The sequence below is a fragment of the Pseudomonas sp. NPDC089406 genome (assembly GCF_044900265.1).
GTDB lineage: Bacteria > Pseudomonadota > Gammaproteobacteria > Pseudomonadales > Pseudomonadaceae > Aquipseudomonas > Aquipseudomonas fakonensis.
In genome coordinates this window covers 72,468-86,686 of record NZ_JBJDNC010000002.1, presented here as the reverse complement: position 1 = coordinate 86,686, position 14,219 = coordinate 72,468, and the positions used below count along the sequence as shown (strand labels likewise).

11 protein-coding genes and 3 tRNA genes are annotated in these 14,219 nt (G+C 63.8%); 13 read left to right on the top strand and 1 reads right to left on the bottom strand.

Translation table 11 applies throughout. The annotated features are described in order from the left end of the window. Window positions 1-172: 172 nt before the first annotated feature. The 7 genes from ACI2KK_RS01740 to astE all read left to right on the top strand — a co-directional run bounded on the left by ACI2KK_RS01740 (window position 173) and on the right by astE (window position 7,810). Window positions 173-1,393, top strand: a complete 1,221-nt coding sequence (locus ACI2KK_RS01740) for an aspartate aminotransferase family protein (protein WP_369987486.1) — start codon at window positions 173-175, stop codon at window positions 1,391-1,393. Window positions 1,394-1,530: 137 nt separating this feature from the next. Beyond that, entirely contained in the window at window positions 1,531-2,550 is a 1,020-nt protein-coding gene (gene aruF / locus ACI2KK_RS01735) for an arginine/ornithine succinyltransferase subunit alpha (RefSeq protein ID WP_404667640.1), read from the top strand. Between the two features lie 69 nt (window positions 2,551-2,619). After that, window positions 2,620-3,648 carry an arginine N-succinyltransferase gene (astA, locus tag ACI2KK_RS01730; protein ID WP_404667639.1) on the top strand — a complete coding sequence of 343 codons (1,029 nt, stop codon included), beginning with the start codon at window positions 2,620-2,622 and terminating at the stop codon, window positions 3,646-3,648. Continuing rightward, window positions 3,649-5,112: a succinylglutamate-semialdehyde dehydrogenase gene (astD, locus tag ACI2KK_RS01725; RefSeq protein WP_404667638.1), complete on the top strand. Its 1,464-nt coding sequence runs from the start codon at window positions 3,649-3,651 to the stop codon at window positions 5,110-5,112. A 23-nt stretch (window positions 5,113-5,135) separates the two neighbouring features. Continuing rightward, a complete protein-coding gene (astB, locus tag ACI2KK_RS01720; protein WP_404667637.1) occupies window positions 5,136-6,485 on the top strand; it encodes an N-succinylarginine dihydrolase in 1,350 nt (449 codons plus the stop codon). 16 nt (window positions 6,486-6,501) lie between these two features. Beyond that, window positions 6,502-6,792: a topoisomerase II gene (locus ACI2KK_RS01715; protein ID WP_404667636.1), complete on the top strand. Its 291-nt coding sequence runs from the start codon at window positions 6,502-6,504 to the stop codon at window positions 6,790-6,792. A 10-nt stretch (window positions 6,793-6,802) separates the two neighbouring features. Further along, the gene (gene astE, locus ACI2KK_RS01710; RefSeq protein ID WP_404667635.1) at window positions 6,803-7,810 is read left to right on the top strand and encodes a succinylglutamate desuccinylase; all 1,008 of its coding nucleotides are present in this window, start codon (window positions 6,803-6,805) and stop codon (window positions 7,808-7,810) included. A 9-nt stretch (window positions 7,811-7,819) separates the two neighbouring features. On the opposite strand, the gene ACI2KK_RS01705 is transcribed toward astE, so the two are convergent. After that, complete coding sequence (locus tag ACI2KK_RS01705; protein WP_404667634.1) at window positions 7,820-9,001, bottom strand: M91 family zinc metallopeptidase; 1,182 nt, start codon at window positions 8,999-9,001, stop codon at window positions 7,820-7,822. Between the two features lie 365 nt (window positions 9,002-9,366). On the opposite strand from ACI2KK_RS01705, the gene alaS reads away from it, so the two are divergent. From alaS to ACI2KK_RS01675, 6 genes are all read left to right on the top strand, one after another. Next, window positions 9,367-11,991: an alanine--tRNA ligase gene (alaS, locus tag ACI2KK_RS01700; protein WP_404667633.1), complete on the top strand. Its 2,625-nt coding sequence runs from the start codon at window positions 9,367-9,369 to the stop codon at window positions 11,989-11,991. An 81-nt stretch (window positions 11,992-12,072) separates the two neighbouring features. Continuing rightward, a complete protein-coding gene (locus tag ACI2KK_RS01695) occupies window positions 12,073-13,308 on the top strand; it encodes an aspartate kinase (protein ID WP_217839707.1) in 1,236 nt (411 codons plus the stop codon). Window positions 13,309-13,519: 211 nt separating this feature from the next. Then, the gene (csrA, locus tag ACI2KK_RS01690; RefSeq protein ID WP_003254503.1) at window positions 13,520-13,708 is read left to right on the top strand and encodes a carbon storage regulator CsrA; all 189 of its coding nucleotides are present in this window, start codon (window positions 13,520-13,522) and stop codon (window positions 13,706-13,708) included. A 72-nt stretch (window positions 13,709-13,780) separates the two neighbouring features. Then, window positions 13,781-13,871 (top strand) — tRNA-Ser (locus ACI2KK_RS01685). Window positions 13,872-13,977: 106 nt separating this feature from the next. Continuing rightward, window positions 13,978-14,054, top strand: a tRNA-Arg gene (locus tag ACI2KK_RS01680). A 72-nt stretch (window positions 14,055-14,126) separates the two neighbouring features. Next, a tRNA-Arg gene (locus tag ACI2KK_RS01675) sits at window positions 14,127-14,203 on the top strand. Window positions 14,204-14,219: the final 16 nt, after the last annotated feature.

The window sequence follows — 14,219 nt, the reverse complement described above, 5'->3', positions numbered from 1 at the left end:
GTTACACTGCGCGATTGCGACAGTGTTTGTCGCATTGCCGAAAGCCTTGGTAAAACAGGGTTTGGCGCTGTAACAAGTTGTCGCCTGGCAGCAAGGACAGGCGCCGATCAGTCCTTACAATCCCCCCATCGCTCGCCACTTCCAGGCCAGCGTTCCTCTTCAGGAGACTCAGATGTCCGTTGAGCAAGCCCCGGTGCAACGTGCCGATTTCGACCAGGTGATGGTCCCCAACTATTCGCCGGCGGCCTTCATTCCTGTGCGAGGCGAGGGTTCCCGAGTGTGGGACCAGTCGGGCCGCGAGCTGATCGACTTTGCCGGCGGCATCGCGGTGAATGCCCTGGGCCACTGCCACCCGGCGCTGGTCAAGGCGCTGACCGAGCAGGCCAACACCCTCTGGCACGTCTCCAACGTGTTCACCAACGAGCCGGCCCTGCGCCTGGCCCACAAGCTGGTGGACGCTACCTTTGCCGACCGCGCGTTCTTCTGCAACTCCGGCGCCGAATCCAACGAGGCCGCCTTCAAGCTGGCCCGGCGTGTCGCCCACGACCGCTTCGGCCCTGAAAAGCACGAAATCATCGCCACCGTGAACAGCTTCCACGGCCGAACCTTGTTCACCGTCAGCGTCGGTGGCCAGCCGAAGTACTCCGACGGTTTCGGCCCGAAGATCACCGGCATCAGCCATGTGCCGTACAACGACCTGGAAGCGCTGAAAGCACAGATCAGCGACAAGACCTGCGCCGTGGTGATCGAGCCGATCCAGGGCGAGAGCGGTGTGGTACCGGCCGACAAGGCTTATCTGGAAGGCGCGCGCAAGCTGTGTGACGAGCACAACGCCCTGCTGATCTTCGACGAAGTGCAGACCGGCGTTGGCCGCACCGGCTCGCTGTATGCCTACCAGCACTACGGCGTGACCCCGGACATCCTGACCAGCGCCAAGAGCCTGGGCGGCGGCTTCCCGATCGGCGCCATGCTGACCACCAGCGAGCTGGCCAAGCACCTGGCCGTCGGCACCCACGGCACCACCTACGGCGGCAACCCGCTGGGCTGCGCCGTGGCTTGCGCCGTGCTGGACGTGATCAACACCCCAGAGACCCTGGCCGGCATCAAGGCCAAGCACGAGCGCTTCAAGACCCGCCTGGAGCAGATCGGCCAGCAGTACGGCCTGTTCACCCAGGTGCGTGGCGTCGGCCTGCTGATCGGCTGCGTGCTCAGCCAAGCCTGGGTCGGCAAGGCCAAGGATGTGCTCAACGCCGCTGAGAAAGAGGGCGTGATGGTGCTGCAGGCCGGCCCGGACGTGGTGCGCTTCGCCCCGAGTCTTGTCGTCGAAGATGCCGATATCGACGAAGGCCTGGACCGCTTCGAGCGCGCCGTGGCGCAGCTGACCAAGGCCTGATCGGCCCTTTCGCCGGCTCCGCGACGGGCCGGCGATACCTGAATTCCAATGCGGGCACCTGCTTGCAGGTAGTGGCGCGTGCCCGCAGTTTTTCCGTGCCGAAGTGAGCGGCACGCTATCCCGAAAGGAGTGACACCATGCTGGTGATGCGCCCCGCGCAAATGGCGGATCTGAACGAAGTGCAGCGCATGGCTGCCGACAGCCCCGTTGGTGTCACCTCGCTGCCGGACGACGCCGGCCGCCTGGGCGACAAGATCGCCGCCTCGGAAACCTCCTTCGCCGCCGAAGTGAGCTTCAACGGCGAGGAGAGCTACTTCTTTGTGCTCGAAGACAGCGTCAGCGGCAAGCTGGCCGGCTGCTCGGCCATCGTCGCCTCGGCGGGTTATTCCGAGCCGTTCTACAGCTTTCGTAACGAGACCTTCGTGCACGCCTCCCGGGAGCTTAAGATCCACAACAAGATCCACGTGCTGTCGCTGTGCCACGACCTCACCGGCAACAGCCTTTTGACCAGCTTCTACGTGCTGCCGGAGCTGGTGAACAGCGGCTGGGCCGAGCTCAACTCGCGCGGGCGCCTGCTGTTCATGGCGGCGCACCCCGAGCGCTTCGCCGATTCGGTGGTGACCGAAATCGTCGGCTACAGCGACGAGCAGGGCGAGTCGCCGTTCTGGGATGCCATCGGGCGCAACTTCTTCGACCTCAACTACGCCGACGCCGAGCGTCTGTGCGGGCTGAAAAGCCGCACCTTCCTCGCCGAGCTGATGCCGCACTACCCGATCTACGTGCCGCTGCTGGACGACGCCGCCCAGGAAGCCATGGGCCAGGTGCACCCGCGTGCGCAGATCACCTTCGACATCCTCATGCGTGAAGGCTTCGAGACCGAGCACTACATCGACATCTTCGACGGTGGCCCGACCCTGCACGCGCGCGCCTCGAGCATTCGCTCGATCGCCCAGAGCCGCGTGGTGCCGGTGAAAGTCGACGACACGCCGGTCAAGGGCGGGCGCCCGTACCTGGTGTGCAACGGCCAGTTGCAGGATTACCGCGCAGTGCTGCTGGAGCTGGACTGGGTGCCGGGCAAACCGGTCAGCCTGAGCAGCGAGGCCGTCGAGGCGCTGGGTGTGGGTGAAGGCGCCAGCGTGCGCCTGGTGGCGGTCTGAGGGTTCGCCGCAGGCGAGTCGCAACAGTGAGTTTCGCGGCAGGCCAGGCCCGCCGCACAAGGAGATAGCATGATCGTTCGTCCCGTACGCAGCAGCGATTTACCCGCGCTGATCGAGCTGGCCCGCAGCACTGGCACCACCGGCCTGACCACCTTGCCGGCCAACGAAGAGCGCCTGGCACGGCGCGTCGGCTGGGCCGAGAAGAGCTTCCGTGGCGAAGCCGAGCGCGGCGACACCGACTACCTGTTCGTGCTGGAAAACGACGAAGGCCTGGTAGTTGGCATCAGCGCTATCGCCGGCGCCGTCGGCCTGCGCGAGCCCTGGTACAACTACCGCGTTGGCCTGACCGTCAGCGCCTCGCAAGAGCTGAACATCTACCGCGAGATCCCCACGCTGTTCTTGGCCAACGACCTGACCGGCAACTCCGAGCTGTGTTCGCTGTTCCTGCGCAGCGACTACCGCAGCGGGCGCAACGGCCACCTGCTGTCGAAGTCGCGCATGCTGTTCATTGCCGAATTCCCCGACCTGTTCGGCAAGAAGCTCATCGCCGAGATGCGCGGCATGTCCGATGAGGCCGGCCGTTCGCCGTTCTGGGAGAGCCTGGGCCGGCATTTCTTCAAGATGGAGTTCAGCCAGGCCGACTACCTCACCGGGGTGGGCAACAAGTCGTTCATCGCCGAGCTGATGCCCAAGTTCCCGCTGTACACCTGCTTCCTGTCGGAAGCTGCGCGCAGCGTGATCGGCCGCGTGCACACCGACACCGAGCCTGCGCTGGCGATGCTCAAGCGTGAGGGCTTCAACTATCAAGGGTTTGTCGACATCTTCGACGCAGGCCCGGCCATCGAGTGCGAGACCGCGAAGATTCGCGCGGTGCGCGAGAGCGAAACCCTGGTGCTGGCCGTGGGCACGCCGGGCGATGACGCCACCCCGTACATCATCCACAACCGCAAGCGCGAGGACTGCCGCATTACCGCCGCGCCTGCGCGCCTGGCGGCCGGCACCCTGGTGGTCGACCCGCTGACCGCCAAGCGCCTGCGCATGGGCGCCGGCGACAACGTGCGCGCCGTGCCGCTGACCGCCGCCCGGGAGGCCCAGTAAATGACCACGCACTACATCGCAGGGCAATGGCTCGCAGGCAAAGGCGAGGCGCTGCAGTCGCTGAACCCGGTCACCCAGGCGGTGGTCTGGGCGGGGCAGGGCGCTGATGCCGGCCAGGTGGAGGCTGCAGTCAGTGCAGCCCGCGAGGCGTTCCCGGCCTGGGCGCAATTGAGCCTGGAGGCACGCATCAGCGTGCTGGAAGCCTTCGCCGGCAAACTCAAGGCGCGTGCTGATGAATTGGCGCGCTGCATCGGTGAGGAAACCGGCAAGCCGCTGTGGGAGTCGGCCACCGAAGTCACCAGCATGGTCAACAAGGTGGCGATCTCGGTGCAGAGTTACCGCGAACGTACTGGCGAGAAGAGCGGCCCGCTGGCCGATGCCACGGCGGTACTGCGGCACAAGCCTCACGGCGTGGTGGCGGTGTTCGGCCCCTACAACTTCCCCGGCCACCTGCCCAACGGGCATATCGTGCCGGCGCTGCTGGCGGGCAACTGCGTGGTGTTCAAGCCCAGCGAGCTGACGCCGAAGGTCGCCGAGCTGACGGTGCAGTGCTGGGCCGAGGCCGGGCTGCCGGCCGGGGTGCTCAACCTGGTGCAGGGCGCCCGCGAAACCGGCGTGGCGCTGGCGGCCAATACAGGTATCGACGGTTTGTTCTTCACCGGCTCCAGCCGCACCGGCAACCTGCTGCACCAGCAGTTCGCCGGGCGCCCGGACAAGATCCTCGCGCTGGAAATGGGTGGCAACAACCCGCTGGTGGTGGATGAGGTCAAGGACCTGGACGCGGCGGTGTACACCATCATCCAATCGGCGTTCATCTCGGCCGGCCAGCGCTGCACCTGCGCCCGCCGCCTGCTGGTGCCGCAAGGTGCCTGGGGTGACCAGCTGATCGCGCGCCTGGTCGAGGTCAGCCGCACCATCAGCGTGGGTGCCTTCGACCAGCAACCGGCGCCGTTCATGGGCTCGGTGATCTCGCTGCAGGCTGCCCAGGCTTTGCTGGCGGCCCAGCGCGAGTTGCTTGGCAAGGGAGCCGTGGCGCTGCTGGACATGACCCAGCCCCAGGCCACTGCCGCCTTGCTGACCCCGGGCATCATCGATGTGACCGCGGTGGCCGGGCGCCCGGACGAAGAATTCTTCGGCCCGCTGCTGCAGGTGATCCGCTATGCCGACTTCGACGCCGCCATCAATGAAGCCAACAATACCCAGTACGGCCTGGCCGCCGGGCTGCTGTCGGACTCCAACGCCCGCTACCAGCACTTCTGGCTGCGCAGCCGCGCCGGCATCGTCAACTGGAACAAGCAACTGACCGGCGCCGCCAGCAGCGCGCCGTTCGGAGGCGTTGGCGCCAGCGGCAACCACCGCGCCAGCGCCTACTACGCGGCCGACTACTGCGCTTACCCCGTGGCATCGCTGGAGACCGCCAGCCTTGCATTACCGGCGACCCTGACGCCGGGCGTCACCCTATAACAACAGGTCTCGGAGCCTAGCCGATGAAATCCTACGAAGTGAATTTTGATGGCCTGGTGGGGCCGACCCACAACTACGGCGGCCTGTCGTACGGCAACGTGGCCTCGCAGAGCAACAGCCAGCAGGGCTCCAGCCCGCGCGAGGCGGCGCGCCAGGGCCTGGCGAAAATGAAGGCGCTGATGGAAATGGGCTTCCAGCAGGGCGTACTGGCGCCGCAGGAGCGCCCGGATGTGGCCGCGCTGCGCCGCCTGGGCTTCACCGGGTCGGATGCCGAGGTGATCCAGCGCGCGGCGAAAGACGCCATGCCGCTGCTGGTGGCCAGTTGCTCGGCCTCGAGCATGTGGGTGGCCAACGCCGCCACCGTCAGCCCCAGTGCCGACACCGCAGACGGGCGCGTGCATTTCACTGCTGCCAACCTCAACTGCAAGTACCACCGCAGTATCGAGCACCCGACCACCAGCCGTGTGCTGCAGGCGATGTTCAATGACCAGCAGGTATTTGCCCACCACCAGGCGCTGCCGGCGGTGGCGCAGTTCGGTGACGAGGGCGCGGCCAACCACACGCGTTTCTGCCGCAGCTATGGCGAGGCCGGGGTCGAGTTCTTCGTCTATGGCCGCAGCGCCTTCGACAGCCGCTACCCGGCGCCGCAGAAGTACCCGGCGCGGCAAACCCTCGAGGCCTCGCAGGCAGTGGCCCGGCTGCATGGCCTGAGCGAGGGCGGGGTGGTCTACGCTCAGCAGAACCCGGCGGTGATCGACCAGGGCGTGTTCCACAACGATGTGATCTCGGTGGGCAACGGCGAGGTGTTGTTCTATCACGAGGACGCCTTCCTCGACACCGACGCGGTGCTTGGCCAACTGCAGGCTAAACTGGCCAGCAAGGGCGGTCATTTCCAGGCCATTTGCGTGCCGCGTGCTGCGGTCACGGTGGAAGATGCGGTGCGCTCCTACCTGTTCAACAGCCAACTGCTCAGCCGCGACGACGGCTCGATGCTGCTGGTGGTGCCGGAAGAGTGCCGCAACAACGAGCGCGTATGGGCTTATCTTTCGCAACTGACCAGCCAGGGCGGGCCGGTGAAGGAGGTCAAGGTGTTCGACCTCAAGCAGAGCATGCAAAACGGCGGCGGCCCTGCCTGCCTGCGTCTGCGCGTGGCGCTGAAGGAATCGGAACTGGCGGCGGTCAACCAAGGGGTTATCATGACCGCCCCGCTGTACGACACCCTGGTGCATTGGGTCGACAAGCACTACCGCGACCGCCTCGGCGAAGCGGACCTGGCCGACCCGCAACTGCTGGTAGAGTGCCGTACCGCACTGGATGAATTGACCCAGATCCTCAAGTTGGGTTCGGTGTATCCGTTCCAACGCCAACCTTGATAGAGAGAGTTTTGCAATGTCCGACGCCCTGCGCCTGATCCTGGAAGATGAAGACGGCACCCAGCTGGAAACCTCCTGCACCCGCTTTGCCGTGGTCTGGCAAGGCAAGGAAGTGTGGATTCAGCAAGACGGCCGCGGTCAGTTGCTGATTGGTGTGGATGTCGAGGAAGGCGACGCCGAGTACGCCAACCTGCTGCTGCGCCCGATGGCCACCAACCTGGTCAGCCTGCAGCTGGAAATGGAGCCGGCCGAAGTCGGCGACGATGACGACCACGTGCATGGCCCGGACTGCGGCCACCACCACTAAGGAAGCGCCTATGCTCGCCCTTGGCAAACTGCTTGAGCTGACCCTCACCGATCACGAACCGGCCGAGAAGACCCAAGTGACTCCCAGGGGCGTGCGTTTGCGCTGGTTGGGGGAGGGCGCGCTCGAGGTGCGTCCGGCCGAAAGCGAGGATTGCGGCCTCGACCTGTTGCTGTCTGCCGGCATCCATGGCAACGAAACAGCGCCGATCGAACTGCTCGAGCGCCTGTTGCATGGCGTGGCTAATGGCAAGATCAAGCCCCGGGCGCGGGTGTTGTTCCTGTTTGGCAACCCGGCGGCGATTCGCAAGGGCGAGCGCTACATCGAGCAGGACATCAACCGCCTGTTCAATGGCCGCCACGAGCTTTCCAGTGGTTTCGAGGCGCTGCGCGCCGCGGAGCTCGAACAATTTGCCCGGGTGTTCTTCAGCAAGCCCGAGCGTACCCGCCTGCACTACGACCTGCACACCGCAATCCGTGGCTCGAAGATCGAGCAGTTCGCCTTGTACCCCTACAAGGAGGGCCGCACCCATTCCCGGCGTGAGCTGGCTCGCCTGGCTGCGGCAGGGATGGAGGCGGTGCTGTTGCAGAGCAAGTCTTCGATCACCTTCAGTGCCTTCACCTACGAGCAGCTTGAGGCCGAGGCCTTCACCCTCGAACTGGGCAAGGCGCGGCCATTCGGGCAGAACGACGAGGTCAATCTGGACAAGCTCGAAGCGCGCATCATTCAGATCATCGAAGGCACCGAGCCTGAGACCGGCGACTCGCTCGACGGCCTGAAGTTGTTCAGCGTGGCCCGCGAGATCATCAAGCACAGCGACAACTTCCACCTGCACCTGCCGGCGGACATCGAGAACTTCTCCGAGCTGAGCAAGGGCTACCTGCTGGCCGAGGACCTGGCCGAGATGCGTTGGGTGGTGGAGGAGGAGGGCGCGCGGATCATTTTCCCCAACCCCAAGGTACGCAATGGCCTCAGGGCGGGGATTCTGGTGGTGCCGGACGCGGGTGAGCGCCTGGCTTGATCAGGGCGGTCAGCGGTAGCGGGTGCGCGGTGGCAAGCCCAGTTCGTAACGCAAGGCGTTTTCGTTGAACGGTTTCGGGTTGGTGTCGATTGGCGGTGTATTCGGGTCGTCATCAAAGTCGAAGGGGGCAACGCCGGTGGCAAGCCCTACGGTCTGCTGCTCTGCGTCGCCGATCACGCTGCCGGTGGCGTAGTTCCAGACGTGGCAGAGTTCGTGGTAGAGCATCACCAGTGAAGGTGTGCCGAAGCGATGGGCCAGCGGGTTGTAGAGGATCTTGCAGTTACGGATGCGAGCACCGCGTTGGCCGTTGCGCACCCGCGCATCGCCTTCGCTGGGCTCGTAGCCGGCGAAGGCATTGTCCAGTACCGCTGTGTAGGTGATCGCCACCTTGACGCCCATGGCCACCAGTTCGGCGAGCAGTACCGAGGCGGCAGGGCTGGCTCGCAGCATGTCCAGCTGGCGGCTGACCTTTTCCACATAGGGGCGGTCGCCCTGGATGTCGAAGGTTTGCGCGTAGGCTGGCGGCAAGCCGGGCTGGGCCGGTTCGAACAGTAGCGGAGCATCGAACCCGTCTATTTCGCCGATGGCACCGCGATTGGCATAGATACGCGCATCCAGGGTGCCGGTAGCGATGCGGTTGCTGCCGGCCAGTGCTTCCAAGTTAGCGCGCCCGTCTTCCACTTTCAGCCCGTCATTGCCCGGGCCGGCATACAGCAGTGCTTGCGCGGCGTTGCTGCTGATGAAGTCATTGCCGGCACCCGCGTCGATTTCAACGTCTTGCTGGCCATCGGCAACGACGACGTCGTTGCCTGGCCCTGCGTCCACCACCACGCTGCCGCCGCTGGCTGCTGAGGGGGCGCGGTGCAGGCGTATCTCGTCATCGCCCTCGCCGGTTTCCAGTACCAGTTGGCAGTCGGCCCAGGTTTGCACCATCAACTGGTCATTGCCGCTACCGGTCTTGATGTGTAGCGTGTGCTCCGCTGGCAGGGCCATTTCGTAGCAAATACCCCCGATACGCAGTTCAACACCCGCCGCGCAAGGTTGCACCGAAAGGTCGCTGGCCTGTTGAAGGGCTGTGATGCGCAGGCAGTGATCCTCGCGCGCGGCCGACAGCAGGTGGTCGCGGTAGGGCAGGGTGTCAAGGTGGCTGGCAAGGCCGTTGTGGCTGATGCTGATCCGGTCCAGTTGCATGCAGGCTTCCTCTTTGAAGTGAAACCCGATCCTAGGCGCACAGCCGTAGGTGCTACGGGTGCCTGGATACCACCTCTGCTCGGCGCGCAGGCACATGCGTCGCCTGTTTCGTGCGGCGAGCCAGCCGGTTTGATTCACCGTACAGTCCATTTTCATCCTGCGGCGACGCAACAGGCTTGCCAGTAGCGAAAGGCAGGCTTTAGCATCGCGATCAAGCCGTTACCTTTGCTTTAGCCTGACAAACCGCCCAAACGACGGTTTCTATTGCATAAACACACTGCACCGAGACTGCAGGACCGATATAATGCGGCCCTTTGCCGTCGTTTCGTCGATTCGACGTGGCCGCCGTTTCCGTGGAAGAACCTATGAAAAGCGCAGAAATCCGTGAAGCCTTCCTTCGCTTCTTCGAAGAGCAAGGGCACACTCGCGTAGCCTCCAGCTCCCTGATCCCGGGCAATGACCCGACCCTGCTGTTCACCAACGCCGGCATGAACCAGTTCAAGGACTGCTTCCTCGGCCAGGAAAAGCGCGCCTACACCCGCGCGGTCAGCAGCCAGAAGTGCGTACGCGCCGGCGGCAAGCACAACGACCTGGAAAACGTCGGCTACACCGCCCGTCACCACACCTTCTTCGAGATGCTGGGCAACTTCAGCTTCGGCGACTATTTCAAGCGCGATGCCATCACCTTCGCCTGGACCTTCCTGACTTCCGACAAGTGGCTGAACCTGCCCAAAGAGAAGCTGTGGGTCACCGTGTACGCTAGCGACGACGAGGCCTACGACATCTGGACCAAGGAAGTCGGCGTGCCGGCCGAGCGCATGGTGCGCATCGGCGACAACAAAGGCGCTCCGTACGCTTCCGACAACTTCTGGACCATGGGTGACACCGGCCCGTGCGGCCCGTGCACCGAGATCTTCTATGACCACGGCGCCGACATCTGGGGTGGCCCGCCCGGCTCGCCGGAAGAAGACGGCGACCGCTACATCGAGATCTGGAACAACGTCTTCATGCAGTTCAACCGCACCGCCGACGGTGTCCTGCACCCGCTGCCGGCGCCGTCGGTGGATACCGGCATGGGCCTTGAGCGCATCAGTGCGGTGATGCAGCACGTGCACTCGAACTACGAGATCGACCTGTTCAAGAGCCTGCTGGACGCCGCCGCGCAAGCCATTGGCTGCCGCAACGAAGAGCAGTCGTCGCTCAAAGTGGTGGCCGACCACATCCGTTCCTGCGGCTTTTTGATCGCCGACGGCGTGCTGCCGTCCAACGAAGGCCGTGGCTACGTGCTGCGCCGTATCATTCGCCGCGCCTGCCGTCACGGCAACAAGCTGGGCGCCACCGGCAGCTTCTTCCACAAGGTGGTGGCGGCGCTGGTCAACGAGATGGGCGAAGCCTTCCCCGAGCTTAAAAATCAGCAGGCGCATATCGAGCGCGTGCTGAAAACCGAAGAAGAGCAGTTTGCCAAGACCCTCGAGCAGGGCCTGCGCATCCTCGAGCAGGACCTGGCCCAGCTGCAGGGCAAGGTGGTACCGGGCGACGTGGTGTTCAAGCTGTACGACACCTACGGCTTCCCCATGGACCTGACCGCCGACATCGCCCGCGAGCGCGAGCTGACCATCGACGAAGCCGGTTTCGAGCGTGAAATGGAGGCCCAGCGCGAGCGTGCCCGTTCCGCCAGCGCCTTCGGCATGGACTACAACAGCCTGGTCAAGGTCGACACCGCTACCGAGTTCCTCGGCTACGACGCCACCGAAGGGCAGGGCAAGATCATCGCCCTGTACAAGGACGGCCAGGCTGTCGACCAGTTGGGCGAAGGCGAGCAGGGCGTAGTGGTGCTGGACCGTACCCCGTTCTACGCCGAATCCGGCGGCCAGGTGGGTGACACCGGCTACCTGCAGGCCGGCAACGCGCGTTTCGATGTGCGTGACACCACCAAGACCGGCGGCGCCTTCCTGCACCACGGCGTGGTTGCCAGCGGTGCGCTGGTGATTGGCTCGCCAGTCGACGCGAAGGTCGATGCCGACGTGCAGCACGCCACCTCGCTGAACCACTCGGCCACCCACCTGCTGCACGAAGCGCTGCGCCAGGTACTGGGCGAGCACGTGCAGCAGAAGGGCTCGCTGGTCGACAGCCAGCGCCTGCGTTTCGACTTCAGCCACTTCGAGGCGGTCAAGCCTGAGCAGATCAAGGCCCTGGAAGACATCGTCAACCGCGAAGTGCGCAACAACACCCCCGTACAAACCGAACTGACCGACATCGAGACCGCCAAGGCCAAGGGCGCCATGGCGCTGTTCGGCGAGAAGTACGGCGACACCGTGCGCGTGTTGAGCATGGGTGGTGATTTCTCGGTGGAGCTGTGCGGTGGCATTCATGCCAAGCGCACCGGCGACATCGCGCTGTTCAAGATCATCAGCGAAGGCGGCGTGGCCTCTGGCGTGCGCCGTATCGAAGCGGTCACCGGCGCTGCCGCGCTGGCTTACCTGAACGCTGCCGAAGAGCAGGTCAAGGAAGCGGCGCAGCTGGTCAAGGGTAACCGTGACAACCTGATCGACAAGCTGTCGGCTGTGCTCGAGCGCAACCGCCAGCTGGAAAAGCAGCTGGAACAGCTGCAGGCCAAGGCCGCCAGCGCCGCCGGGGATGATCTCTCCAACGCGGCTGTTGAGGTCAAGGGTGCCAAGGTCCTCGCCGCCCGCCTGGACGGGCAGGATGGCAAGGCCCTGCTGGCGCTCGTCGATCAGCTGAAGAACAAGCTCGGCCACGCAGTGATCCTGCTGGGCAGCGAGCATGAGGGCAAGGTCGTGCTGGTGGCTGGCGTGACCAAGGACCTCTCCGGCCAACTCAAGGCTGGCGACCTGATGAAACAAGCCGCTGCAGCGGTCGGTGGCAAGGGCGGTGGCCGCCCGGACATGGCCCAGGGTGGTGGCGTCGACGTCGCCGCGCTGGACAATGCCCTGGCCCTGGCAGTGCCGTTCGCCGAGCAGGGACTTTGAGATGCCGGGGCGGCGGTCTGGTCGCCGCCCCGCATGTTGGATTGTTTTTTGGGGCCCCTTGCGGGCCGAGGCACCTTTGAAATGGCGTTGATCGTACAGAAATTTGGCGGCACCTCTGTCGGTTCCATCGAGCGGATCGAGCAGGTAGCCGACAAGGTCAAGAAATTCCGTGAGTCGGGCGACGACCTGGTGGTTGTGCTGTCGGCCATGAGCGGTGAAACCAATCGCCTGATCGACCTGGCCAAGCAGATCTCCGACAAACCGGAGCCACGCGAGCTGGACGTGATCGTTTCGACCGGCGAGCAGGTGACCATCGCGCTGCTGGCCATGGCCCTGATGAAGCGTGGCGTGGAGGCGGTGTCGTACACCGGCAACCAGGTGCGCATCCTCACCGACAGTGCGCACAACAAGGCGCGCATCCTGCAGATCGATGACCAGAAGATCCGTGCCGACCTGAAAGCCGGCCGCGTGGTTGTGGTTGCAGGTTTCCAGGGCGTCGACGAGCAGGGCAACATCACCACCCTGGGCCGTGGCGGCTCGGACACCACCGGCGTGGCCCTGGCGGCGGCGCTGAAGGCCGACGAGTGCCAGATCTACACCGACGTCGACGGCGTCTACACCACCGACCCGCGCGTTGTGCCGCAAGCCCAGCGCCTGGAGAAGATCACCTTCGAAGAGATGCTGGAAATGGCCAGCCTCGGTTCCAAGGTGCTGCAGATCCGCTCGGTGGAGTTCGCCGGCAAGTACAACGTTCCGCTGCGCGTGCTGCACAGCTTCAAGGAGGGTCCGGGTACCCTCATTACCATCGATGAAGAGGAATCCATGGAACAGCCGATCATTTCCGGTATCGCCTTCAACCGTGATGAGGCCAAGCTGACCATTCGTGGCGTACCGGATACCCCGGGCGTTGCGTTCAAGATCCTCGGCCCGATCAGCGCTTCGAACATCGAAGTGGACATGATCGTGCAGAACGTCTCGCACGATAACACCACCGACTTCACCTTCACCGTACACCGCAACGAGTACGAGAAGGCGCTGAGCGTGCTGGAGAACACCGCCCGCGAAATCGGCGCGCGTGAAGTGATCGGTGATACCAAGATCGCCAAGGTTTCCATCGTCGGTGTCGGCATGCGTTCCCACGCAGGTGTCGCCAGCCGCATGTTCGAAGCCCTGGCCAAGGAGAGCATCAACATCCAGATGATCTCCACCTCCGAAATCAAGGTTTCGGTGGTGATCGAAGAGAAGTACCTGGAGTTGGCCGTTCGTGCGCTGCACACCGCGTTCGAGCTCGACGCGCCTGCCCGACAGAGCGAGTAACATCTTGCCCAGAGGGGCGCGGCTTGCCGCGCCCTTCGCGTTTCTGGCTGTTGGAGGCGCTCCTGTCCAGGTGCCTTTGCCGGCCTGAGGGCTTGCCCGAGAAAGCGCACAAACGCATTCCGGGCAAAGCCAAGGGTTCTTGCCGTTGTCCCCGGCAAGGCCCTGCTTTACCCAAGACTGTTGTCCCTGAAAGATCATTAAGGAGAAATGTATGTTGATTCTGACTCGCCGGTGCGCCGAGAGCCTGATCATTGGCGATGGTGAGATCACCGTGACGGTGCTGGGCGTCAAAGGCAACCAGGTGCGTATTGGCGTTAGCGCGCCCAAGGAAGTGGCTGTTCACCGCGAGGAAATCTACCTGCGGATCAAGAAAGAGAAGGATGAAGAGCCAAGCCTTTAATTTTTTTGAAGTTTTTTTCAAAAAAAGGGTTGCAAACGAGGAAGGGTGTGTTTAATATTCGCCTCGTGTTGCGGTGAGGTGGCCGAGTGGCCGAAGGCGCTCCCCTGCTAAGGGAGTATACCTCATAAGGGTATCGGGGGTTCGAATCCCCCCTTCACCGCCATTATTTGCGTAGGTCGCCGGAAAAGGTCAAAAACTTAAGTCGTTGAAATTAAACGAAAAAGTTCTTGATAAAATGATTTAGCGGCCTATAATGCGCGGCAAGACACGGACTCATAGCTCAGCTGGATAGAGTACTCGGCTACGAACCGAGCGGTCGCAGGTTCGAATCCTGCTGAGTCCGCCACTTTTGAAGTGGCTTTGATTGCAAGGCTGCTTCAGATAACCAGTGGTAACCTGGTCTAAAAATACCAACCACGGACTCATAGCTCAGCTGGATAGAGTACTCGGCTACGAACCGAGCGGTCGCAGGTTCGAATCCTGCTGAGTCCGCCACTTTTGAAGTGGCTTA

Coding starts and splice junctions, on each gene's coding strand:
- ACI2KK_RS01740 (WP_369987486.1), top strand. CDS start 173: ATGTCCGTTGAGCAAGCCCCGGTGCAACGTGCCGATTTCGACCAGGTG.
- aruF (WP_404667640.1), top strand. CDS start 1,531: ATGCTGGTGATGCGCCCCGCGCAAATGGCGGATCTGAACGAAGTGCAG.
- astA (WP_404667639.1), top strand. CDS start 2,620: ATGATCGTTCGTCCCGTACGCAGCAGCGATTTACCCGCGCTGATCGAG.
- astD (WP_404667638.1), top strand. CDS start 3,649: ATGACCACGCACTACATCGCAGGGCAATGGCTCGCAGGCAAAGGCGAG.
- astB (WP_404667637.1), top strand. CDS start 5,136: ATGAAATCCTACGAAGTGAATTTTGATGGCCTGGTGGGGCCGACCCAC.
- ACI2KK_RS01715 (WP_404667636.1), top strand. CDS start 6,502: ATGTCCGACGCCCTGCGCCTGATCCTGGAAGATGAAGACGGCACCCAG.
- astE (WP_404667635.1), top strand. CDS start 6,803: ATGCTCGCCCTTGGCAAACTGCTTGAGCTGACCCTCACCGATCACGAA.
- ACI2KK_RS01705 (WP_404667634.1), bottom strand. CDS start 9,001: ATGCAACTGGACCGGATCAGCATCAGCCACAACGGCCTTGCCAGCCAC.
- alaS (WP_404667633.1), top strand. CDS start 9,367: ATGAAAAGCGCAGAAATCCGTGAAGCCTTCCTTCGCTTCTTCGAAGAG.
- ACI2KK_RS01695 (WP_217839707.1), top strand. CDS start 12,073: ATGGCGTTGATCGTACAGAAATTTGGCGGCACCTCTGTCGGTTCCATC.
- csrA (WP_003254503.1), top strand. CDS start 13,520: ATGTTGATTCTGACTCGCCGGTGCGCCGAGAGCCTGATCATTGGCGAT.